This window comes from Oceanobacillus kimchii X50, from assembly GCF_000340475.1.
GTDB lineage: Bacteria > Bacillota > Bacilli > Bacillales > Amphibacillaceae > Oceanobacillus > Oceanobacillus kimchii.
Genome location: NZ_CM001792.1, coordinates 3742815 through 3764723 on the forward strand (window position 1 = coordinate 3742815; position 21909 = coordinate 3764723).

The window sequence follows — 21909 nt, forward strand, 5'->3', positions numbered from 1 at the left end:
TTTTTCTTAGAATTAATTATCCACACAAGAAATTTACAAGTTAATCACAAAATATAGTGCTGTTTATAACTTTTGACCACAAGCGATTGAATATGTGGATAACCATGTAAAACCCATTGATTTTCTGCTCTTTATTTGGTATTATATTTATGTTTTAACCTGTGGAAACAGAAATCAACCTTTTGACTTATACACACAATGTGGATAATTTGTGGATATTTATCCAACCCTCGTTAATAATGTTTTCAACAGAGGTGTGGATAACGTTTATAATTCTTTTAAAGCTTATTATGCTCTTATATTGTTATCCACAGTAATTTATTTTACAAATTAAGTTGGTCATCTATGTTTTGATACATAGATAAAAGATATTAATGCCTTTCCATCTTTTTAGATTGAGAGAGGCTTTTTCTGTCATGATTAAATTAGGAAAGGAGTGAGCATTACTTTGGAAAATATTGAAGAATTATGGAGCGCTACATTAAAAAAAATTGAAGAAAAATTGAGTAAACCTAGTTTTGATACGTGGCTTAAAAATACCAAAGCAGAAGCATTAGAAAAAGATACCCTTATTATTTCTGCACCTAATGAATTTGCAAGAGATTGGCTAGAAAACCAATATACGAACCTAATTTCGCAAATGTTGCTTGAAGTAACTGGGTCTGAATTAAATACAAAATTTATCATTCCAGATTCATTAGAGGAAATTGAAGAACAAAAACCCATGCCAAAACCAAAACAGTCTGCAGATGCAGGTGATTCACCAAAATCGATGCTTAATTCTAAATATACATTTGATACATTTGTTATTGGCGCTGGTAATCGTTTCGCTCACGCTGCTTCGTTAGCTGTAGCTGAAGCTCCTGCAAAAGCATATAATCCTTTATTTATTTATGGAGGAGTTGGCTTAGGTAAAACACATTTAATGCACGCTATTGGTCATTATGTTCGAGATCATAATCCAAATGCTAAGGTCGTTTACTTAACATCAGAAAAATTTACAAATGAGTTTATTAACGCAATTATGGATAATAAATCCAATCATTTTCGTAATAAATATAGAAATATTGATGTTTTATTAATTGATGATATTCAATTTATTGCTGGGAAAGAATCTACACAAGAAGAATTTTTCCATACATTTAATGCATTGCACGGTGAAAGTAAACAAATTATTATCTCTAGTGATCGACCACCAAAAGAAATTCCAACTTTAGAAGATCGATTGCGTTCACGTTTTGAGTGGGGATTAATTACCGATATTACTCCTCCAGACTTAGAGACACGGATCGCAATTCTCAATAAGAAAGCAAAAGCAGAAGGGCTCGATATACCAAATGAAGTGATGCTCTACATTGCAAATCAAATTAATACAAATATTCGCGAACTAGAAGGTGCATTAATTAGAGTGGTAGCTTATTCATCATTGGTTAATCAAGATATCGATGCTTCGTTAGCAGCGGATGCTTTAAAAGATATTATTCCTAGTAGTAAACCAAAAGAAATTACCATACCAGCTATTCAAGAAATAGTTGCAGAACGCTATCACATTCGTTTGGAAGATTTCGCAGCGAAAAAACGGACAAAGTCTATCGCATTTCCTAGGCAGATAGCTATGTATTTATCGAGAGAATTAACCGATGCTTCCTTGCCTAAAATCGGAGAAGAATTTGGCGGTCGTGATCATACTACTGTCATTCATGCTCATGAAAAAATATCGAAAATGCTAGAACAAGATACAGAATTAGATAGAGATATAGAAGAATTAAAAGAAAAGCTTAAATCATTATAGAGATATCCTCATGTGTATACTGTGTAAAATGCGTCACACTCATGCACAGTTTATCCACATATGGAAAACCTTTTGTAAAATACAAAAATAGTAGTTATCCACATAATCACAAGCCCTATTATTATTATTACTGTATTTTATAAATAAAAATAATAAATATAACTTCCAAATTAGGAGGGAAATGAAATGAGATTTACAATTCAACGAGATAAGTTAATTAATGGTGTATCAAATGTAATGAAGGCCATTTCTGCAAGAACGGTAATTCCAATTTTGACAGGTATGAAAATTGAAGTAAAAAATCATGGAGTTACTTTAACTGGAAGTGATTCTGATATTTCAATTGAATATTATATTCCAACCGAAGAAGAAGGTATTATTCATGTTGAGAATATCGAAGAAGGAACAATTATACTCCAAGCAAAATACTTTCCTGATATTGTTAGAAAACTACCAGAAAGTACCGTTGATATTGTAGTAGATGACCAATTAAATGTACGAATTACTTCTGGAAAAGCAGAATTTAATCTAAATGGACAAAGCGCAGAAGAATATCCACAGTTACCAAAAGTTCAAACAGAAAATAGCTTTGAATTACCAATTGATCTTTTAAAAAGCATGATTAAACAAACCGTATTTGCGGTATCCACAATGGAAACTCGTCCCATTTTAACGGGTGTAAATATGAAACTTGTGGATAATTTACTTTCGTTCACGGCAACAGATAGTCATCGTTTAGCTAGAAGAGAAATTCCAGTTTCCAATGCACCTATGGAAGTATCACAAATTGTTGTACCTGGAAAAAGTCTAAATGAACTAAATAAAATTCTCGCTGATTCCGAAGAGACCGTAGAAATTAGTGTGACAAATAATCAAATTTTATTCCGAACCAAGCACTTAAACTTCCTTTCAAGACTGCTTGATGGAAATTATCCTGAGACTTCTAGACTGATTCCTGAACAGAGTAAGACAAAAATTCAAGTAAAAACTAAAGAATTGTTAGGTACAATTGATCGTGCTTCATTATTGGCAAAAGAAGAAAGAAATAATGTGGTAAAATTTAACGCACCAGGTAATTCAATGATCGAGATCTCCAGTAATTCACCAGAAGTTGGAAACGTTGTTGAAGAGATTACAGCTGATCAAATGGAAGGTGAAGAGGTTAAAATTTCATTTAGCTCTAAATATATGATTGATGCATTAAAAGCAATCGAATATGATGAAGTCCAAATTGAGTTTACTGGCGCAATGCGTCCATTTATCATACGACCAGTAGGAGATGACTCTATCTTACAACTCATCTTACCTGTAAGAACTTATTAATCAATCTAATAATATGGGAAGAAGCTCTTTCAACATAAGGGCTTCTTTTCATTTTAGGTAGAGGTACTGGAAAAGCTTAATAAAAAGTAGATTAAAGAAGTAATTTCTTCTGTTCAGTTTGCTAAATTATGATGGGAGTAGAATTAAAAAAGCAAAATTAAGCCATTTTAAGGCGTTTTTGTATATTTTGAGAGGTAAACTTCCTTTTCGAGCAAATCTTTAGTAGAATAGATATATAAGACTTTTAAAGTATATACGGTTTTAAAATACAAAAAGAATTTGGTGATAAACATGCACGAACAAATACAAATAGACACGGAGTATATTACTTTAGGACAATTAATTAAGCTTTTAAATTTCTTGGAATCTGGAGGGATGGTTAAGACTTTCCTTCAAGAAGAAGGTGCCTTAGTAAATGGACATCTCGAACAAAGACGAGGAAGAAAGCTATATCCAAAAGATGTCGTAGAAATTCAGGGCATTGGTTCATATATCGTGATTAAAGAGGACTAAGCATGCATATTGAAAAATTAGAACTAACGAATTATCGGAATTATGACCAACTGGAGATAGCATTTGATGATCAAATTAATGTGATTATCGGTGAGAATGCTCAAGGTAAAACCAATTTAATGGAAGCTATTTATGTTCTATCATTTGCACGCAGTCACCGTACTCCTAGAGAAAAAGAATTAATTCAATGGGATAAAGATTATGCTAAAATAGAAGGTAGAATTACAAAAAGAAATCAATCTGTACCGTTGCAAATCTCCATAACTTCCAAAGGAAAAAAAGCAAAGGTCAATCACCTTGAGCAACATCGTTTAAGCGACTATATTGGATCGGTCAATGTCGTGATGTTTGCTCCAGAGGATCTGACAATTGTCAAAGGTGCTCCCCAAATTCGACGACGCTTTATGGACATGGAACTTGGTCAAATACAGCCAACCTATATTTATCATTTAGCCCAGTATCAAAAAGTATTGAAACAACGAAACCATTTATTAAAACAATTACAACGAAAACCAAATTCCGATACGACCATGTTAGAAGTATTAACCGATCAATTGATTGAACATGCTTCTATTTTATTGGAACGACGTTTTATTTACTTAGAATTGTTAAGAAAATGGGCAGAACCGATTCATAGAGGAATAAGTCGAGAATTAGAGCAACTCGAAATTCAATATAGTCCAACAATTGAAGTATCAGAAGAGGCAAATAAGGAAAAAATAGGTAATATATATCAAATGAAGTTTTCTGATGTAAAGCAAAAGGAGATAGAGCGTGGAACCACTTTAGTTGGCCCACATCGAGATGATTTGATTTTTTATGTGAATGGAAAAGATGTTCAAACTTACGGTTCACAAGGTCAGCAGCGCACAACTGCTTTATCGATTAAATTGGCGGAAATAGAGCTGATTTATCAAGAGGTTGGGGAGTATCCTATCTTGCTATTAGATGATGTTCTAAGTGAATTAGATGATTATCGCCAATCGCATTTACTTAATACCATTCAAGGTAAAGTACAAACATTTGTATCAACGACAAGTGTGGAAGGTATTCATCATGAGACATTACAACAAGCAGAGCTATTTCGAGTTACCAATGGTGTAGTTAATTAAATTAGCAGAAATAAATTAAAAGGAAGTGACGATTTATGTTTATCCATATTGGAAACGGAAATGTCATTCGAACAAAGGAGATCGTAGCCATTATTGATTGCAATCTACTTTCGTCATCTTCCATTGTTGATGAAATGATTGAGGCTTGGGAAAAAATTAAAAAAGTCTCTGGCCCAAGAAAAAATGCTAAATCGATTATGCTAACGGAAGATCATGTGTATTTTAGCTCATTGTCCGTTTCAACGTTAAAAAAACGTTCAAGTATGATATCCACGATTAACAAACTGGATGATTATTCAGATGAACTATCCATTTAATCGTTTTAAATATAGAAAATAAGCTTCCGAATAGAAGGACACCGACAAAGATCGGTCTCCTATTTAAGTGTATTTCAACAGAAATGAGTGTGAGAAGATGTCTATGGAAGATAAAATTACGGAAAACCAAGAATATGGTGCAGATCAGATACAAGTTCTTGAAGGATTAGAAGCAGTAAGAAAAAGACCTGGTATGTATATCGGCTCAACTAGTGAAAAAGGGCTCCATCATTTAGTTTGGGAAATCGTCGATAATAGTATTGATGAAGCATTGGCAGGCTATTGTGACCATATTGAAGTAGTGGTTGAAGAAGATAATAGTATTACAGTAAAGGATAATGGACGTGGTATTCCAGTTGATATCCAACAAAAAACTGGAAGACCGGCACTTGAAGTAATTATGACTGTACTACATGCTGGTGGTAAATTCGGTGGAGGCGGTTATAAGGTTTCTGGCGGATTACACGGCGTAGGGGCATCAGTTGTAAATGCACTTTCTAGTGAATTAGAAGTATACGTACATCGTGATGGGAAAGTTCATTTTCTATCTTTCAAAAAAGGTGTTCCTGATGGAGAAATTGAAGTGATTGGAGATACCGATATTACTGGTACTGTAACTCACTTTAGACCAGATTCAGAAATCTTCACAGAAACAACAGAATATAACTTTGATACATTGGAGCAACGTCTTCGTGAGCTTGCATTTTTAAATAAAGGATTAAAAATCTCGATTGAAGATAAACGTACGGACAAAGAACAAGTGACGTATCACTATGAGGGCGGAATAAGTTCTTATGTTGAATTTATTAATAAAAATAAAGAAGTTCTTCATGAGCCTTTCTTTGCAGAAGGAGAAGACCAAGGGATTTCTGTAGAGGTAGCTATTCAATACAATGATGGATTTGCAAGCAGTTTATATTCATTTGCGAACAATATCCATACGTATGAAGGTGGATCACATGAAGTCGGTTTCCGTAGTGGTTTGACACGTATCATAAATGATTATGCGAAGAAAAACGGTTTAATCAAGGATGGAGATTCGAACTTATCTGGAGACGATGTTCGTGAAGGAATGACAACGATCGTTTCTATTAAGCATCCAGATCCGCAATTTGAAGGACAAACAAAGACAAAACTTGGAAATAGTGAAGTTCGTGCGATTACAGATGGAGTCTTTTCTGAAACATTTTCTAAATTTTTATATGAAAATCCTTCTATAGCAAAAATCATTGTAGAAAAAGGATTGATGGCGTCACGGGCACGTCTTGCAGCAAAAAAAGCAAGAGAACTTACACGTCGTAAAAGTAACTTAGAAATATCGAATTTACCTGGTAAGTTAGCTGACTGTTCCTCACGGGATGCCTCTATAAGTGAACTATATATTGTAGAGGGGGACTCAGCCGGAGGTTCCGCAAAATCAGGAAGGGATCGTCATTTCCAAGCAATCCTCCCATTGAGAGGTAAAATTTTAAACGTTGAAAAAGCACGTTTGGATCGTATTTTATCTAATAATGAAGTACGTGCCATGATAACAGCTTTAGGAAGTGGTGTTGGTGAAGAATTCGATATTTCCAAAGCACGTTATCACAAAATCGTTATCATGACAGATGCGGATGTAGATGGCGCACATATTCGAACATTATTATTAACTTTCTTCTACCGATATATGCGTCCACTTATTGAACACGGCTATATTTATATCGCCCAACCACCACTTTATCAAATAAAGCAAGGAAAAACGGTGAATTATGCGTATAATGATAAAGAATTGGATCGGATATTAGACGAAATTCCAAAAGCACCAAAACCAAATATCCAACGTTATAAAGGTCTAGGAGAAATGAACGCAGATCAATTATGGGATACAACGATGGATCCAGATACTCGTACACTCCTGCAAGTAGAGTTAAGCGATGCGATTGATGCTGACCAAGTATTCGATATGTTAATGGGTGACAAAGTAGAGCCACGTCGAATCTTTATCGAAGAAAATGCACAGTATGTGAAGAACTTAGATATTTAACCTTAGTATTTTCTTGTTTTAATATAAAGGATTAAATAGATAACGGAAGATCGATTGAAGGAAATCACTAAGTTGCACTTAGTGATTGGGAGGTATTGAAAGAATGGCAGATATAAATCGTCCGAGAGTATCGGAAATAAATATAAGTAATGAAATGCGTACATCATTCCTTGATTATGCGATGAGTGTAATTGTATCTCGTGCATTACCAGATGTACGTGATGGAATGAAACCAGTTCATCGTCGTATTCTTTATGCGATGAATGACTTAGGTATGCATTCAGATAAAGCATATAAAAAGTCAGCTCGTATTGTCGGTGAAGTTATTGGTAAATATCACCCACATGGTGATTCTGCTGTATATGAAACGATGGTACGTATGGCTCAAGATTTTAGTTATCGATATATGTTAGTAGATGGTCACGGAAACTTCGGTTCTGTCGATGGTGACTCAGCAGCGGCAATGCGTTATACCGAAGCTCGTATGTCTAAAATTTCCATGGAATTAATTCGTGATATTAATAAAGACACGATCGATTATCAAGATAACTATGACGGTACAGAAAGAGAGCCTGTTGTATTTCCAGCACGTTTTCCTAATTTACTAGTAAATGGTACATCTGGAATTGCAGTTGGTATGGCGACGAATATCCCACCTCATCATTTAGGTGAAACAATTGATGCTGTATTAGCCGTTAGTCAAAATCCTGACATTACTATAGACGAAATAATGGAAAATCATCTTCCAGGACCTGATTTTCCAACAGCGGCACAAATATTAGGACGAAGCGGTATTCGAAAAGCATATGAGACTGGTAAAGGATCGATTACTATTCGTGCGAAATTGAATATTGAACAAGGTAAAAATGATAAAGAAACAATTATTGTCACTGAGTTACCTTACCAGGTTAACAAAGCAAAGCTAATCGAAAAAATAGCAGAATTAGTACGTGATAAGAAAGTGGAAGGTATCACCGATCTGCGTGATGAATCTGATCGTAATGGAATGCGTATTGTCATTGAATTAAGACGTGATGCAAATGCGAATGTTGTACTTAATAATTTATATAAGCATACGTCCCTACAAACTACCTTTGGCATCAATATGCTAGCACTTGTAGATGGACAACCAAGAGTTCTTAATATAAAGCAATGTCTTAGCTACTACTTAGAGCATCAAAAAGTCATCATAAAACGTCGTACGCAATTTGAATTAAATAAAGCGGAAGCACGTGCACATATTCTAGAAGGTCTACGCATAGCACTTGATCACTTGGATGAAGTAATCGAATTAATCCGTAGTTCAAAGACAGCGGATATTGCCCGCGAAGGCTTAATGGAAAGATTTAAGTTAAGTGAGAAACAAGCACAAGCTATCTTAGATATGCGTCTTCAACGTTTAACTGGATTAGAACGAGAAAAAATTGAAGATGAATATAAAGAGCTTAAGGCTTTGATTGAAGAATTAAAAGCAATTTTAGCGGATGAAGAAAAAGTATTAGAAATCATTCGTGAAGAATTAATGGAGATCAAAGAAAAATATAAAGAAGATCGAAGAACAGAAATAGTAGCAGGTGGAGCAGGATTCTTTGAAGATGAAGATCTTATTCCAGAAGAAAATATCGTAATAACGTTAACTCATCAAGGTTATATCAAGCGATTACCTGCATCTACGTACCGCACACAAAAACGTGGTGGACGCGGAATACAAGGAATGGGTACCAATGAGGATGATTTTGTAGAACATCTAGTATCTACTTCTACACATGATACGATCCTCTTCTTTACCAACAAAGGGAAGGTATATAAGGCGAAAGGATATGAAATTCCGGAGTTCAGCCGAACTGCAAAAGGAATACCGATTATCAACCTCCTTCAAGTTGAAAAAGGAGAATGGGTAAATGCTGTAATATCAGTTAATCAATTTGATGAAGAAGCATACTTATTCTTTACAACAAAACATGGAATTGCGAAGCGTACAACACTTGAGAAATTCCGTAATATCCGTAAAGGTGGATTAATTGCTGTTAACCTTAGGGAAGATGATGAACTCATTTCTGTTCGTCTGACTGATGGCCAAAAAGAAATAATGATAGCAACGAAGAATGGTTATCTTATTCGTTTTGAAGAAACACAAATTCGGTCTATGGGACGAACTGCTGCTGGTGTAAAAGGAATTTCCTTACGTGGCGATGATGTCGTTGTTTCCATGGAAATTATAGAACCAGGATCTAAAATTCTTCATGTTACCAACAAAGGATTCGGTAAACAAACCGATGAAGCAGAATACCGTCGTATTAATCGTGGAGGTAAAGGGGTATTTACTTGTAAAATAGATGAAAAGACGGGATATGTTGTTGCTGTGAAAGCAGTAAATGGCGACGAAGACTTAATGTTAATTACTATTGCCGGTGTATTAATCCGAATACAAGTGCAGGACATTTCACAAACGGGTAGAAATACAAAAGGGGTTCACTTAATTCGATTGCAGGATGGTGAAGAAGTAGCTACGGTTACTCGTATAGAAAAAGATGAAGAAGAAGTCGAGGATATTGAAGTAGTAGAAGGAGAAACAACGGATTCATCAACAGAGTCAAACGAAGATAACGAATAGTTAATGAAGTGCTGTCTCTTATGTTAATAGAGGCAGCACTTCCATATTATCTATCTTAGGGGGAAATGTTATATGAAAGTGAAGACTTCACATCTCATGCCTGGATATGTATTACAAAAAGATATTATCGGTAAATCCAATCGGCCAATTGCATTAAAAGGGACAGAACTCACAGAACATCAAATCCAAATGATTCGTAAATTTCTAATCGATACTGTCGAAATTGATGAGCCGTTATCTGGTAATAAACCGAGTAAGAAAGTAAAAGAACAAACAGAAGAAAAGAAAGCAGTAGATAATATTCGTTCTGCTTCTATACAGGATAAGGAAAATGGATATAAATACTTTCTCAAAGTGTATAAAAATGTTGTAAATGTCTTTAAAGAACAATTTTTACAATGGCAACAATCTATGCCTATTTCTATACCAGATTTACGAAATGCTATTATTCCCTTGCTAGAGGAATTAGAGAACATAGATGCCAATGTGATTTTCTCTCTGCATCATTATGCACGTTCTGACGAATACATTTTTCATCATAGTGTAGCAACTTCATTGATATCGGCGTTCATCGCGAAGGAAATGGGCTATCGACGAGGGGAATGGATTCAAGTTGGGTTGGCTGGAGTTCTTTGTGATTGTGGAATGGCGAAAATGGATACAGATGTAATTCAAAAACAAGGATCTTTAACATCCGAAGAATTCAAAAATATCAAAAAACACCCACAAACAAGTTATGCCATGATCAAAGATCTTCCTTCTTTAACAAGTGGAGTACAACTCGCTGTTTTACAACATCACGAACGGGGCAATGGAGAAGGATATCCTTTAGGCATGACGTTAAATAAAGTACACCCTTATGCTCGGATTATAGCAGTTGCGGATTCTTATCATGCAATGGCAACCACGACCTGTTATCGTAAGGCAAGGAATCTCGTGAATGTAATAGAGGAATTACATATTAGCACGATTCGTTTATATGATCCAGACGTAGTGAACACATTTCTGAATATCTTCTCTAACTGGTTAGAAAATTCAAAAGTAGTACTAAATAACGGAATTACTGGAGAAATTGTATTTGTAAATAAACAAGAACCAACACGTCCGATTGTAAAAAGTAATGACAGCGATGATATATTCTCGTTAGAACAGCTTCCGGAATTATATATAGATAAGATAATTGGCTAAAATGATGAGCCTATTCTATTTTATTGGTATCTCTTATAGTATTCAAAAAGAGATTAATTACTTCTCGTTACATGCAGAATAAATAGAATGGAGCTCTTTCTCTATTAAATAAGGAATTTTCCTTCTCGTAATTTCTAAAAAATGATCAATCATTGGATAAGCACTATCTGCTTTTGATACCATTAATTCGCCCCACCACTCTGTCTCATAACGACAAAGCATACTCAAATTATACAAAATTAAATAATGTACGATTATTTCCGAGTATGGAAAGTAAATATCCCGTGATGCAGGAAAATATAATCGTTGATTATCCATATGAACAAAAAATGGACCATTAGCTTGCATTATTCCTTCTCGTAAATCGATTCTAAACAAAGTAGTTTGTTCACTAACCCTCTTAATAGGTGGAAGGAAAGGTTGAATACGCTGTACAAATGCATTTCGTGTCAAATGAAAACGATCTAATATCGATGTAGGAAATAATAATTGGTCACTATTAATTTCCCCTATATCAATTAATGTTTTCCGTTGTTGATAGTTCCATAACACATGTAATTCAGGAATGTTAGCTAATAATAATCGCATGGTTGCTTTCTCCAAAGGAAAAGGGTTGAAGTGATACATATGTTTTGCAAAATATGGGAAAAGTCCTTGTTGTTGAATCTTGACTTCATCATCAAAAAACTGATAATCCTTTCGTTTTCGCTTTCTTGAAGTTACTCCATGGGCAAGTAATGCAGTACTTTCAGGATAATCCGCACGCTTGGTTAATAACCATCCTTTTAAGAGATGGACCATGCCATAAAAATAAAGAACCGGTCTTACAATTGGACTGCTTTCTTCTCCACTTTTATAAAACTGTATGCCGTGTTGAATATAGTGCATAAACGTTGTGCCATTTTGATAGCTTTTTTTCGTTTGTCCATCGATATTTTGATAACATTTATGTAAAAATGACTGTGCATTTTCTTGAGCACTTAAATGTGTAAACAACTGATTTGTTTCCATCATTCTCCAACCTCATAACTATCATAATATTTTGAATTACAGTTCTTCTTTTTTACAAATTTATCTTCTTGAAAAAGCGAAAAATATAGAGTAATGTAAATAAAAATAGCTTTGTTAGTACTTTTAGTTTGAGCGAGATTACTGGCATTATTCATGCCTAGAAAATGATATTACCGCTATTAGCTATAATTGCAAAAGCGGTTAAAATATGGGAATTCAAATATAAAAGGAGGAAGTAAAAATGAGAGAAGACAAGTTTGCAAAAGAAGGATTAACCTTTGATGATGTATTATTAATGCCTGCAAAATCGGAAGTATTGCCAAATCAAGTAGATTTAAGTGTTGAATTGACTTCTACGCTTAAATTAAAATCTCCATTCATTAGTGCTGGTATGGATACAGTTACAGAAGCTGAAATGGCGATTGCAATGGCACGTCAAGGTGGATTTGGTGTTATTCATAAAAATATGTCGATTGAAGATCAAGCGGAACAGGTAGATAAAGTAAAACGTTCTGAGAGTGGTGTCATTACGAATCCATTCTTTTTAACTCCAGAGCATCAAGTTTATGATGCAGAGCATTTAATGGGTAAGTTTCGTATTTCTGGTGTTCCAATTGTAAACAATATTGAAGAACAAAAACTTGTCGGTATTTTAACGAATCGTGATCTTCGTTTTATACAAGATTATTCGATCTCTATTTCAGAAGTAATGACAAGTGAAAATCTTGTAACTGCTCCTGTAGGAACAACCTTAGAAGAAGCAGAAAAGTTACTTCAGAAATATAAAATTGAAAAACTTCCACTGGTAGATAATCAAGATATATTAAAAGGACTTATTACAATTAAAGATATTGAGAAAGTCATTGAATTCCCAAATTCAGCGAAAGATGCTCAAGGAAGATTAATCGTAGGAGCAGCTGTAGGTGTAACTGGCGATGCGATGAAACGCATTGAAAAACTAGTTAGTGTTGGAGTCGATGCAATTGTTATTGATACAGCTCATGGACACTCACAAGGAGTACTTGACCAATTAAGAAATATTCGTCAAGCATACCCAGATCTTCAAATCATAGCTGGTAATGTAGCTACATCAGAGGGGACAAAAGCATTAATCGAAGCAGGTGTATCGGTAGTTAAAGTAGGAATTGGACCCGGATCTATTTGTACCACTCGTGTTGTAGCTGGAGTAGGGGTACCACAAATTACTGCAGTTCATGATTGTGCTGTAGCTGCTGCAGAGTATGGTGTTCCGATTATCGCGGATGGAGGAATTAAATACTCTGGCGATATTGTAAAAGCACTAGCAGCTGGTGCACATGCAGTTATGATTGGAAGTATGTTCGCAGGTGTATCAGAAAGCCCGGGAGAAACAGAAATCTTCCAAGGACGTCAATATAAAGTATATCGTGGAATGGGCTCGGTTGGAGCCATGGAAGCTGGTTCAAAAGATCGTTACTTCCAGAGTGAATCGGAAAACAAAAAACTTGTACCAGAAGGAATTGAAGGCCGTGTAGCTTACAAAGGACCATTGAGTGACACATTCCATCAGCTTGTTGGTGGTTTACGTTCTGGAATGGGATATTGTGGTACAAAAACAATAGAGGATCTTCGTAATGATGGTAAATTTATCCGTATAACAAATGCTGGATTACGTGAAAGTCATCCACATGATGTACAAATCACGAAAGAAGCACCAAACTATTCGTTATAAAGTGAAACTTCATGAATAACTACTTGGTAAAGTGAATATCATCATTTTTTAATAAAAATGTAAATAAATTTTTCCTTTGCCATACAATTGCCATATTCCTAGATTAAAATAGATGGGGGGACAATCCTCATCTATTTTTTTTATGTCTGCTATGTTAAAATATGAAAGGTGCTAAGCAGAATACATAGTATTATGTAATATAGCGATACTTATGATGGAGGTACAAGAAATTGAGAAATAAATTAAACAAAGTTTTACTGTTAGCGGTAGCAAGCATCCTCGTATTTACATCCATGTTGACAGCCACAACAACTGTCCAAGCAAATGAATTAGACCTAGTATCTGAATCAGCAATACTCGTGGATGGTGAAACAGGCAAGGTCCTGTATGCAAAAAATCCTGATGTTGCGTTACCTCCTGCTAGCATGACAAAAATGATGACAGAATATCTTGTTTGGGAAGCAATTGAAAATGGCAATATCACGTGGGATACAACAACAGAAATTAGTGATTATCCATATAGTATATCCGCAAATAATTCTTTTTCTGGTGTTGGATTAAAACAACAACAGGAATATACAGTAAAAGAATTATATGAAGCGATGGCGATTAACTCCGATAATGCAACAACAATTGCATTAGCAGAATTAATTGCTGGTTCTGAATCTGAGTTTGTTAAAATGATGAATGAAAAAGGTGAAGAAATGGGTTTACAAGAATTTAAGTTTGTAAACTCTACTGGATTAGATAATGAAGATTTAGGTGATAATTATCCGGAGGGAACAAACCCAAACGATACGAATCTATTATCTGCACGTTCAGCAGCTCTATTAGCCTATCATTTAGTTAATGACTATGAAGAAGCATTAGAAATTTCTAGCATTCCGCAAACCACGTTTGGTGGACAAACCATCAATAACTGGAACTACATGCTTCCGCATGAAGGAGAAAACCTAGCATCGTATTATTACGAAGGTGTCGATGGGTTAAAGACAGGCTTTACGGACTTAGCTGGTTATAGTTTTACAGGAACAGCGGAACGTAATGGACAACGATTAATTACCGTAGTAATGAAAACTGGAAGTGAAACCGAACGATTTGAAGAGACAGCGAAGTTATTAGACTATGGTTTCTCTAATTTTGAAAATACAGAGCTATTTTCAGCAGGATATCAAGAAGAAGGAAATGAAACGGTACCGGTAGCAAAAGGTAAAGAAGACCAGGTGTCGATATCACTTCAAGATAGCGTTAGTGTACCAATTAAAGCAGACGAAAAAGATTTATATCATTTAGAATATAACATAGATCAAGATCGATTGAATGAAGATGGTGAATTAATTGCTCCCATTGAAGCAAATGAAGCAATTGGAACAGCGAAGCTTGTCTATGATGGTGAAACCGAAGATTATGGATATATAAGTGATGCAGGTTCGAATACAGGAGAGTTCACACTTGTAACGAATGAAGCAGTTGAAAAATCAAATTGGTTTATGCTAACGCTACAAGCAATTGGAGACTTCTTTGTAAATATATTTACAAGTGCAGTGGATTGGATTAAAGGCTTATTTAGCTAATCCTTTCTATTTTGAACGATACTAACTAGGCAATCTTATTAACTTTTGTATAAGGTCTTGCAATGTTGGTAAAAATTGATTATGATATACCTTAATAAATGAGATGTAATGATAGGAAGTAGTAGTGATAGTTTGATCTTTAGAGAGTCAATGGTTGGTGTAAATTGACGTTCAACTATAATGAATCCATCCTTGAACATGCTTATGAAGGAATTAATTCTGTAAGTAAGCACGGCAGACACCGTTAAAAGTTATTAGAGCCGGAAGGTATACATATGCCTTCAATCAGGGTGGCAACGCGGGAAATAACACTCTCGTCCCTTTTTCACAGGGACGGGAGTTTTTTATTTGGATATTTATATTTTTCCCTGTATTACTATCAATACCGATTTGATATATAAAAGGAGGAATTGGAACATGTTAGATATGAAATATCTACGACAAAATTTTGAAGATGTACAGCGACGTTTAAAGCATCGTGGAGAAGATTTAGCGGATTTAGATAAATTTGGTGAATTAGACACGAAACGTCGTCAATTAATTGCAGAAACTGAGAAGTTAAAGGCAAAAAGAAACGAAGCTACCAAGAAAATATCTGAACTTAAAAGAGAGAAAAAAGATGCAGAACCTGCAATTAAAGAGATGCGAGAAGTTGGCCAAGAAATTGCTGCATTAGATAAACAATTGAAGGATATTGAAGAAAAGCTAGAACAAATTATGCTGTCGATTCCAAATCTACCTCATGAGAGCGTTCCAGTTGGTGAAGATGAAGAAGATAATATTGAAGCAAGAAAATGGGGAGAGGTGCCTAATTTTGCATTTGAAGCACAACCTCATTGGGATGTTGCGACAAATCTAGACATTTTAGATTTTGAGCGTGCTGGAAAAGTAACAGGAAGTCGTTTTGTTTTTTATAAAGGCTTAGGAGCAAGATTAGAGCGAGCGTTATGGAACTTTATGATGGATTTACATGCAGATGAGCATGGCTATCAAGAAATGCTTCCACCGTATATTGTAAATCGAACAAGTATGACTGGAACAGGACAGCTTCCTAAATTTGAAGAGGATGCGTTTAAATTAGAAGAATGGGATTATTTTATGGTTCCGACAGCAGAAGTACCAGTGACTAACTATCATCGTGAAGAAATTCTTGGAATGGATGATCTCCCTAAAAAATACGTAGCGTTTAGTGCCAGCTTTCGTTCTGAGGCAGGATCTGCGGGAAGAGATACACGCGGATTAATTCGCCAGCATCAGTTTAATAAAGTAGAACTGGTTAATTTCGTAAAACCAGAGGATTCTTACGAAGTATTAGAAAGATTAACAGGGGAAGCGGAAAAAGTCTTACAACTGCTAAAGCTTCCTTATCGTGTAATGAGCATGTGCACTGGAGATTTAGGATTTACTGCAGCGAAGAAATACGATATTGAAGTATGGATTCCAAGTCAGGAAACATACCGAGAAATTTCTTCTTGCTCTAATTTTGAGGATTTTCAAGCCCGTCGTGCAGGTATTCGTTTCCGACGTGAAGTAAATGGAAAACCGGAATTTGTGCATACGTTGAATGGTTCTGGTTTAGCGATTGGACGCACAGTAGCAGCAATCTTAGAAAATTATCAGCAAGAAGATGGCACTGTCGTCGTACCTGAAGTTTTACGTCCTTATATGGGTGGAAAAGAAATTATTGGATAAACTAAAATTATCTATCTTTCCTGATCTTTGGTTAGCTTCATAGATCAGGTGAAGATAGATTAATTTAGGATTTTTTACAGGTTTTATCAATTTTTTTTAATAATTTGTTGACAATGCTCGAAAAAGCATGTTATATTATTTCTTGTGTTCAGGGAGGTATACCCAAGTCCGGCTGAAGGGATCGGTCTTGAAAACCGAGAGGCGGGTCAAACCGCGCGGGGGTTCGAATCCCTCTACCTCCTCCATTTTAAATTAGCGCATAAATATTGGAGATAAAAAACCCGTTGCATTTGGCAGCGGGTTTTTCTTATTGATGTATTATAAGCGTATCTTGACAAAATGATGGGAAAGCCTTATAGTACAAATCAATCTAGGTAAACAAGTACGTGGAACGGACGAGTAATACAGTATAAAAATTGTGTAGAGAATGGAATCCATTGGCTGGAAGATTCCTACAATTACCTGTGTGAACCTACCCGGGAGTATGTTAGTGTAATGCTAACCGCAGTGAACTGCGATATCAATGGAGCTGGGTAATGAAATACCAATAAAGGTGGTACCGCGGATAACTGATTCCGTCCTTTGACAAAGGATGTGTAATCAGTTTTTTTATTTATCTGCTCGTAAACGAATACATGTGTCAGTTAATGTATCTATGTGTATTCGATGCTCCACATATATTTTATACTTATCTCAACTCTATGATAAAAGAACATATCTTGTTAAGGAGGATATTAACATGAATCAAAAGATTGCATTTATGGGGGCAGGATCGCTTGCAGAAGCGATTATATCTGGAATTACAAAAGCTAAGATTGTCCCAAATGAAAATATACTCGTAACCAATAAAAGTGACAAAAACCGATTAAAACGAATGGAAGAGGGTTATGCCATTCAAGGAAATACAAATAAAAAAGAAGTAATCACACAAGCAGATATCATCATTTTGGCGATGAAACCAAAAGACGCTGCTACATCATTATCTTTTATGAAAGAATATATTCGTTCAAATCAAATGGTGATTTCTGTAATTGCAGGACTTACAACGGAAAGAATGGAATCGATCTTAGAAAAAGAAATTCCAGTTATTCGTACCATGCCTAATACCTCTGCATTAATCGGTCATTCAGCAACAGCGATTGCTAAAGGGACGTATGTTACTAATGAACAATTAGCGATCGCTGAACAATTATTTCAAACAGTTGGTATGACTACAATTATTGAAGAAGAAGATATGCATACAGTTACAGCTATTGCTGGTAGCGGACCGGCTTTCTTTTATTATATGGTGGAAGCGATGGAACAAGCAGCTACAGAAGCAGGATTAGATTCAGAATTAGCTTCCCAACTATTAGCTCAAACCGTCATTGGTGCAGGAAAAATGTTAGAATTATCTGGGGACCCAAAAACCCTACGAAAAAATATTACAAGTCCTGGCGGAACAACTGAAGCAGGTGTCAAGCAGCTAATGAGTGAAGATTTTGCAGCCATCGTACAATCCTGTGTTCAGCGAGCACGAGAACGTTCCATGGAACTTGCTGCGAAGTCATGAAGGGAGAAACGTCATGCATACACCATCTTGTAAATATTGTGAAGCACAGTGGAGCTATGGTGAAACGTTTAAAAATATCTTTAAACCTCGTATGATATGTTCACATTGTGGGGAAGAAAATTATTACCAATCCAATAGTAAAAATAGTTGGATTACGCTATTTGGAATACCGATTGTTTTAATTGTTGCTTTATTATTAGATTTGTCGACAAGTTTAATTATACTTATTTCCATAATATTAGTGATTGTGCACATCGCGCTTTTCCCGTATCGGACACAATTAAAGAAGAAAGAAAAGAAATAACAAAAAACGTGTAGAAAATAGAATCTTCTACACGTTTTTATTACTAGTTCGTGATAATCTCACCTTTTTTATATTTTCTAGAAAGTTGAATGGAACGCCCTATTTTTTCTAAAATTAACGCTAGGGAATCATTTTCTTTCATTAAATCATAATCAGAGATATTAATGCGTAATACCGGACAAGCATTGAAATTATCTATCCAGTCACTATAACGGCGATACATTTCTTCCCAATACTCAATTGGAGTGTTTTTCTCCATATCACGTCCACGACTTTTTATACGCGATACAACTTCATCAAAAGATCCTTCTAGATAAATGAGTAAATCCGGATGAGGAAAATACGGCGTCATTACCATTGCATCAAATAAACTTTTGTACGTCTCGTAATCAGTTGGATTCATGGTTCCATTATCGTAATGCATTTTAGCGAAAATCCCTGTATCTTCGTAAATAGAGCGGTCTTGAATAAATCCACCACCGTATTCAAAAATCTTTTTCTGTTCTTTAAAGCGTTCTGCTAAGAAATAGATTTGCAAGTGAAAGCTCCAACGTTCAAAGTCATTGTAGAAATCACTTAAATAGGGATTGGAATCCACTTTTTCAAAAGAAGTTTTAAATTGTAATGCCTCTGCTAATGCATTGGTCATGGTTGATTTTCCAACTCCAACTGTTCCTGCAATGGTAATAATACTGTCATTAGGAATTTGATATTTTTCTCGTAAATTCATTTTGTTACTCCCTTTTTTGGTTAGTTAGACGGTAATGCATCACAATGTTCGTGAATAAGGCTTTTGACATCACCAATGATTTTTTTTAAATGATCTTGATATTGAACAAAATCCATTTGGTCTCCATCAATACGCAATACAGGAATATGAGGGTGAGTACGTTCAAATTCCAACATAAATGCCTCGTAATCAGCAGATAGCTGTCGCAAGTATTCTGGATCAATTTGTTGCTCAACTTCACGTCCACGCATACGAATTCGTTTAAGAATCGTATCTAAATCTGCATGAATATAAATAAGTATATTTGGTGTTGGCATGTCTTCTGTTAATATTTGATAGATCTTTTCATATTTCTCTAATTTATCTTGTTGTAACGTACGTTTCGCAAAGATCATATTTTTCGTTATATGGTAATCAGCTATTACTGATTGCTTTTGTTGTAAATAATCACGATTAATATCTTCAAGTTGTTTGAATCGATTGCATAAAAAGAACATTTCTGTTTGGAAACTCCATTCATTGATGTTCTGGTAAAATTTACCTAGAAATGGATTTTCTTCTACAATTTCTTTTAGTAAATGAAATTCAAAGTGGTCCGATAGTTTTTTTGCTAAGGATGTTTTTCCAATACCAATCGGTCCTTCGATGGCGATAAAAGGTACATCTGTCATTGGTTCCCCTCCTATTTCCCACAGACATAAAACACGCTACTTATTCTACCATAAATCGACATTATCTACTACAGAACAACAAATAGTATTCATTTCTTGACAGAAAGGTAATGGACGATTAAAATTCTTCCATTAAGGAGTGATTGCTTATTTCACGCGAACAACAAGAAAAACCAAATTCTATATTACATAATCCCACTGGGAAAACGCGGATTGGATTAGCATTATTATTAGGATTACTGGCTTTTTTAGGCCCGCTTAATATTGATATGTATTTGCCAAGCTTTCCGGGGATTTCTGCAGATTTCGGCGTAAGTGCTACACTTGTCCAGTTTAGTTTGACTGCATGCTTAATAGGGCTAGCAGTTGGTCAATTAGTAGTTGGACCTATTAGTGATGCTCAAGGTAGGAAGAAACCATTATTAATTTCGACTTTCTTATTTGCATTATCTTCGCTTCTATGTGCTTTTGCACCCAATATTACAACGCTAATTATTGCGCGTTTCTTGCAAGGTTTAACTGCATCTGCAGGAGTAGTCTTATCTCGTGCTGTTGTACGTGATGTGTTTACAGGAAAACAACTGACGAAGTTTTTTGCACTTTTAATGGTAATTAATGCAATTGCACCAATGATTGCACCAATGATTGGTGGAGGGATATTAGCTATTCCGTCAACAAATTGGCAATCTATCTTTTATTTTCTCGCTATGATTGGAATTTTTATTGTGCTAATCGTTGCCATAAAATTAAAGGAAACCTTGCCTCTTGAAAAACGTATTCCAAGTTCGATTGGATCTTCTGTGAAAACAATGGGAAGTTTACTCAAGGATCGTTCATTTATCGGCTATGCATTAGTGGTTGGATTTGTGCATGGGGGAAGTTTCGCTTATGTATCCGGTACACCATTTGTTTACCAAGAAATCTATGGTGTATCACCACAGGTATTCAGTGTCTTATTTGGAATTAATGGACTTGCTATTATTACCGGAAGCTTTATCATTGGACGTTTTAGTGACATTATTTCAGAGAAAAAACTGCTACAAACAGCAGTTACAATTGCATTAACTGCGACTTCCCTTCTTTTACTAATGACAATAATTAAAGGTCCGTTAGCGTCACTAGTGATTTTAATCTTTATATACATGATTACTATGGGGATGACGATCACAAGCACATTTACTTTAGGAATGGCCAAACAGGGGCATCGTGCAGGAAGTGCTAGTGCCGTATTAGGCATGCTTCCAATGTTACTTGGAGCATTATTTTCTCCTCTTGCTGGTATTAATGAAGCATCTGCTGTTCCAATGGGGACGATATTGTTTACAACATCTCTTATCGGTTTCATTGCTTTCTATACATTGGTTAAAAAGGATCAAAATGAAAAGAAACAAGAAAAAGGTTAGAAAAAAGCTATATATTCAGTGATTTGTTAGCTTTTCAAATAGAAAAGTATTTAGTATAATAGCTTCTGTTATTACCTTTTTGCCCTCGTAGCTCAGGGGATAGAGCATCGGTTTCCTAAACCGTGTGTCGCAGGTTCGAATCCTGCCGAGGGCGTTGGTTTTATGTTCTAGCTTTTCTTAATCCAGTAATAAATTCATAATCAAGTATTTTGTATGATCTGAATGTTGATTCTTATTGCAGACGGACACTTTCTGCAGGAGTTGTCGTCTTCCATTACAATCAAAGCCAAATGTTTCTTATAATCTGAACTCTTTCAGAGGCGAATGATCTTATTAAAGAATTATATAAAAAAGTAAAAGAAAATGAATAAATTATATA

Annotated in this window: 17 protein-coding genes, 2 tRNA genes and 1 other annotated feature; of the genes, 16 read left to right on the forward strand and 3 right to left on the reverse strand. The window is 35.3% G+C overall.

Going from position 1 to position 21909, the window contains the following annotated elements:
* Positions 1–448 precede the first annotated feature (448 nt).
* The 8 genes from dnaA (at position 449) to C794_RS19035 (ending at position 10882) form a co-directional block, all read left to right on the forward strand.
* Positions 449–1792: a chromosomal replication initiator protein DnaA gene (gene dnaA, locus C794_RS19000; RefSeq protein WP_017798764.1), complete on the forward strand. Its 1344-nt coding sequence runs from the start codon at positions 449–451 to the stop codon at positions 1790–1792.
* A 186-nt stretch (positions 1793–1978) separates the two neighbouring features.
* The gene (gene dnaN, locus C794_RS19005) at positions 1979–3115 is read left to right on the forward strand and encodes a DNA polymerase III subunit beta (RefSeq protein WP_017798765.1); all 1137 of its coding nucleotides are present in this window, start codon (positions 1979–1981) and stop codon (positions 3113–3115) included.
* 291 nt (positions 3116–3406) lie between these two features.
* Positions 3407–3628 (forward strand): S4 domain-containing protein YaaA, encoded by a 222-nt coding sequence (yaaA, locus tag C794_RS19010; RefSeq protein ID WP_011064405.1) that lies wholly within the window; start codon positions 3407–3409, stop codon positions 3626–3628.
* A gap of 2 nt (positions 3629–3630) precedes the next feature.
* Positions 3631–4740 (forward strand): DNA replication/repair protein RecF, encoded by a 1110-nt coding sequence (recF, locus tag C794_RS19015; protein ID WP_017798766.1) that lies wholly within the window; start codon positions 3631–3633, stop codon positions 4738–4740.
* Between the two features lie 35 nt (positions 4741–4775).
* A complete protein-coding gene (gene remB / locus C794_RS19020) occupies positions 4776–5057 on the forward strand; it encodes an extracellular matrix regulator RemB (protein ID WP_017798767.1) in 282 nt (93 codons plus the stop codon).
* A 97-nt stretch (positions 5058–5154) separates the two neighbouring features.
* Complete coding sequence (gyrB, locus tag C794_RS19025) at positions 5155–7080, forward strand: DNA topoisomerase (ATP-hydrolyzing) subunit B (RefSeq protein WP_017798768.1); 1926 nt, start codon at positions 5155–5157, stop codon at positions 7078–7080.
* Between the two features lie 103 nt (positions 7081–7183).
* Positions 7184–9694, forward strand: a complete 2511-nt coding sequence (gyrA, locus tag C794_RS19030) for a DNA gyrase subunit A (RefSeq protein WP_017798769.1) — start codon at positions 7184–7186, stop codon at positions 9692–9694.
* Positions 9695–9766: 72 nt separating this feature from the next.
* A complete protein-coding gene (locus tag C794_RS19035) occupies positions 9767–10882 on the forward strand; it encodes an HD-GYP domain-containing protein (RefSeq protein ID WP_017798770.1) in 1116 nt (371 codons plus the stop codon).
* A 57-nt stretch (positions 10883–10939) separates the two neighbouring features.
* Here C794_RS19035 and C794_RS19040 read toward each other — a convergent pair whose 3' ends face one another.
* A complete protein-coding gene (locus tag C794_RS19040) occupies positions 10940–11896 on the reverse strand; it encodes a YaaC family protein (RefSeq protein ID WP_017798771.1) in 957 nt (318 codons plus the stop codon).
* A 238-nt stretch (positions 11897–12134) separates the two neighbouring features.
* On the opposite strand from C794_RS19040, the gene guaB reads away from it, so the two are divergent.
* From guaB to C794_RS19070, 6 genes are all read left to right on the forward strand, one after another.
* Positions 12135–13604, forward strand: a complete 1470-nt coding sequence (guaB, locus tag C794_RS19045) for an IMP dehydrogenase (RefSeq protein WP_017798772.1) — start codon at positions 12135–12137, stop codon at positions 13602–13604.
* Positions 13605–13834: 230 nt separating this feature from the next.
* The gene (locus tag C794_RS19050; protein WP_017798773.1) at positions 13835–15178 is read left to right on the forward strand and encodes a serine hydrolase; all 1344 of its coding nucleotides are present in this window, start codon (positions 13835–13837) and stop codon (positions 15176–15178) included.
* A gap of 99 nt (positions 15179–15277) precedes the next feature.
* Positions 15278–15503, forward strand: a binding site (T-box leader).
* Positions 15504–15595: 92 nt separating this feature from the next.
* The gene (gene serS, locus C794_RS19055; RefSeq protein ID WP_017798774.1) at positions 15596–16870 is read left to right on the forward strand and encodes a serine--tRNA ligase; all 1275 of its coding nucleotides are present in this window, start codon (positions 15596–15598) and stop codon (positions 16868–16870) included.
* 152 nt (positions 16871–17022) lie between these two features.
* Positions 17023–17115: transfer RNA gene (locus C794_RS19060), tRNA-Ser, on the forward strand.
* Between the two features lie 494 nt (positions 17116–17609).
* A complete protein-coding gene (gene proC / locus C794_RS19065) occupies positions 17610–18422 on the forward strand; it encodes a pyrroline-5-carboxylate reductase (RefSeq protein WP_017798775.1) in 813 nt (270 codons plus the stop codon).
* A gap of 13 nt (positions 18423–18435) precedes the next feature.
* Positions 18436–18726 carry a TIGR04104 family putative zinc finger protein gene (locus tag C794_RS19070; RefSeq protein WP_017798776.1) on the forward strand — a complete coding sequence of 97 codons (291 nt, stop codon included), beginning with the start codon at positions 18436–18438 and terminating at the stop codon, positions 18724–18726.
* A gap of 43 nt (positions 18727–18769) precedes the next feature.
* Here C794_RS19070 and C794_RS19075 read toward each other — a convergent pair whose 3' ends face one another.
* Positions 18770–19456 carry a deoxynucleoside kinase gene (locus C794_RS19075; RefSeq protein WP_017798777.1) on the reverse strand — a complete coding sequence of 229 codons (687 nt, stop codon included), beginning with the start codon at positions 19454–19456 and terminating at the stop codon, positions 18770–18772.
* Between the two features lie 20 nt (positions 19457–19476).
* A complete protein-coding gene (locus C794_RS19080; RefSeq protein ID WP_017798778.1) occupies positions 19477–20127 on the reverse strand; it encodes a deoxynucleoside kinase in 651 nt (216 codons plus the stop codon).
* Between the two features lie 182 nt (positions 20128–20309).
* Here C794_RS19080 and C794_RS19085 point away from each other — a divergent pair, with 182 nt between their 5' ends.
* Entirely contained in the window at positions 20310–21530 is a 1221-nt protein-coding gene (locus C794_RS19085; protein WP_026133864.1) for a Bcr/CflA family efflux MFS transporter, read from the forward strand.
* Positions 21531–21611: 81 nt separating this feature from the next.
* A tRNA-Arg gene (locus C794_RS19095) sits at positions 21612–21684 on the forward strand.
* The last annotated feature ends 225 nt before the right edge of the window (positions 21685–21909 follow it).

Bases quoted from the DNA above. Each gene is read 5' to 3' on its own strand.
- recF (WP_017798766.1), top strand. From the start codon at position 3,631: ATGCATATTGAAAAATTAGAACTAACGAATTATCGGAATTATGACCAA.
- yaaA (WP_011064405.1), top strand. From the start codon at position 3,407: ATGCACGAACAAATACAAATAGACACGGAGTATATTACTTTAGGACAA.
- remB (WP_017798767.1), top strand. From the start codon at position 4,776: ATGTTTATCCATATTGGAAACGGAAATGTCATTCGAACAAAGGAGATC.
- C794_RS19070 (WP_017798776.1), top strand. From the start codon at position 18,436: ATGCATACACCATCTTGTAAATATTGTGAAGCACAGTGGAGCTATGGT.
- proC (WP_017798775.1), top strand. From the start codon at position 17,610: ATGAATCAAAAGATTGCATTTATGGGGGCAGGATCGCTTGCAGAAGCG.
- dnaN (WP_017798765.1), top strand. From the start codon at position 1,979: ATGAGATTTACAATTCAACGAGATAAGTTAATTAATGGTGTATCAAAT.
- serS (WP_017798774.1), top strand. From the start codon at position 15,596: ATGTTAGATATGAAATATCTACGACAAAATTTTGAAGATGTACAGCGA.
- C794_RS19035 (WP_017798770.1), top strand. From the start codon at position 9,767: ATGAAAGTGAAGACTTCACATCTCATGCCTGGATATGTATTACAAAAA.
- gyrA (WP_017798769.1), top strand. From the start codon at position 7,184: ATGGCAGATATAAATCGTCCGAGAGTATCGGAAATAAATATAAGTAAT.
- C794_RS19040 (WP_017798771.1), bottom strand. From the start codon at position 11,896: ATGATGGAAACAAATCAGTTGTTTACACATTTAAGTGCTCAAGAAAAT.
- C794_RS19080 (WP_017798778.1), bottom strand. From the start codon at position 20,127: ATGACAGATGTACCTTTTATCGCCATCGAAGGACCGATTGGTATTGGA.
- gyrB (WP_017798768.1), top strand. From the start codon at position 5,155: ATGTCTATGGAAGATAAAATTACGGAAAACCAAGAATATGGTGCAGAT.
- C794_RS19075 (WP_017798777.1), bottom strand. From the start codon at position 19,456: ATGAATTTACGAGAAAAATATCAAATTCCTAATGACAGTATTATTACC.
- guaB (WP_017798772.1), top strand. From the start codon at position 12,135: ATGAGAGAAGACAAGTTTGCAAAAGAAGGATTAACCTTTGATGATGTA.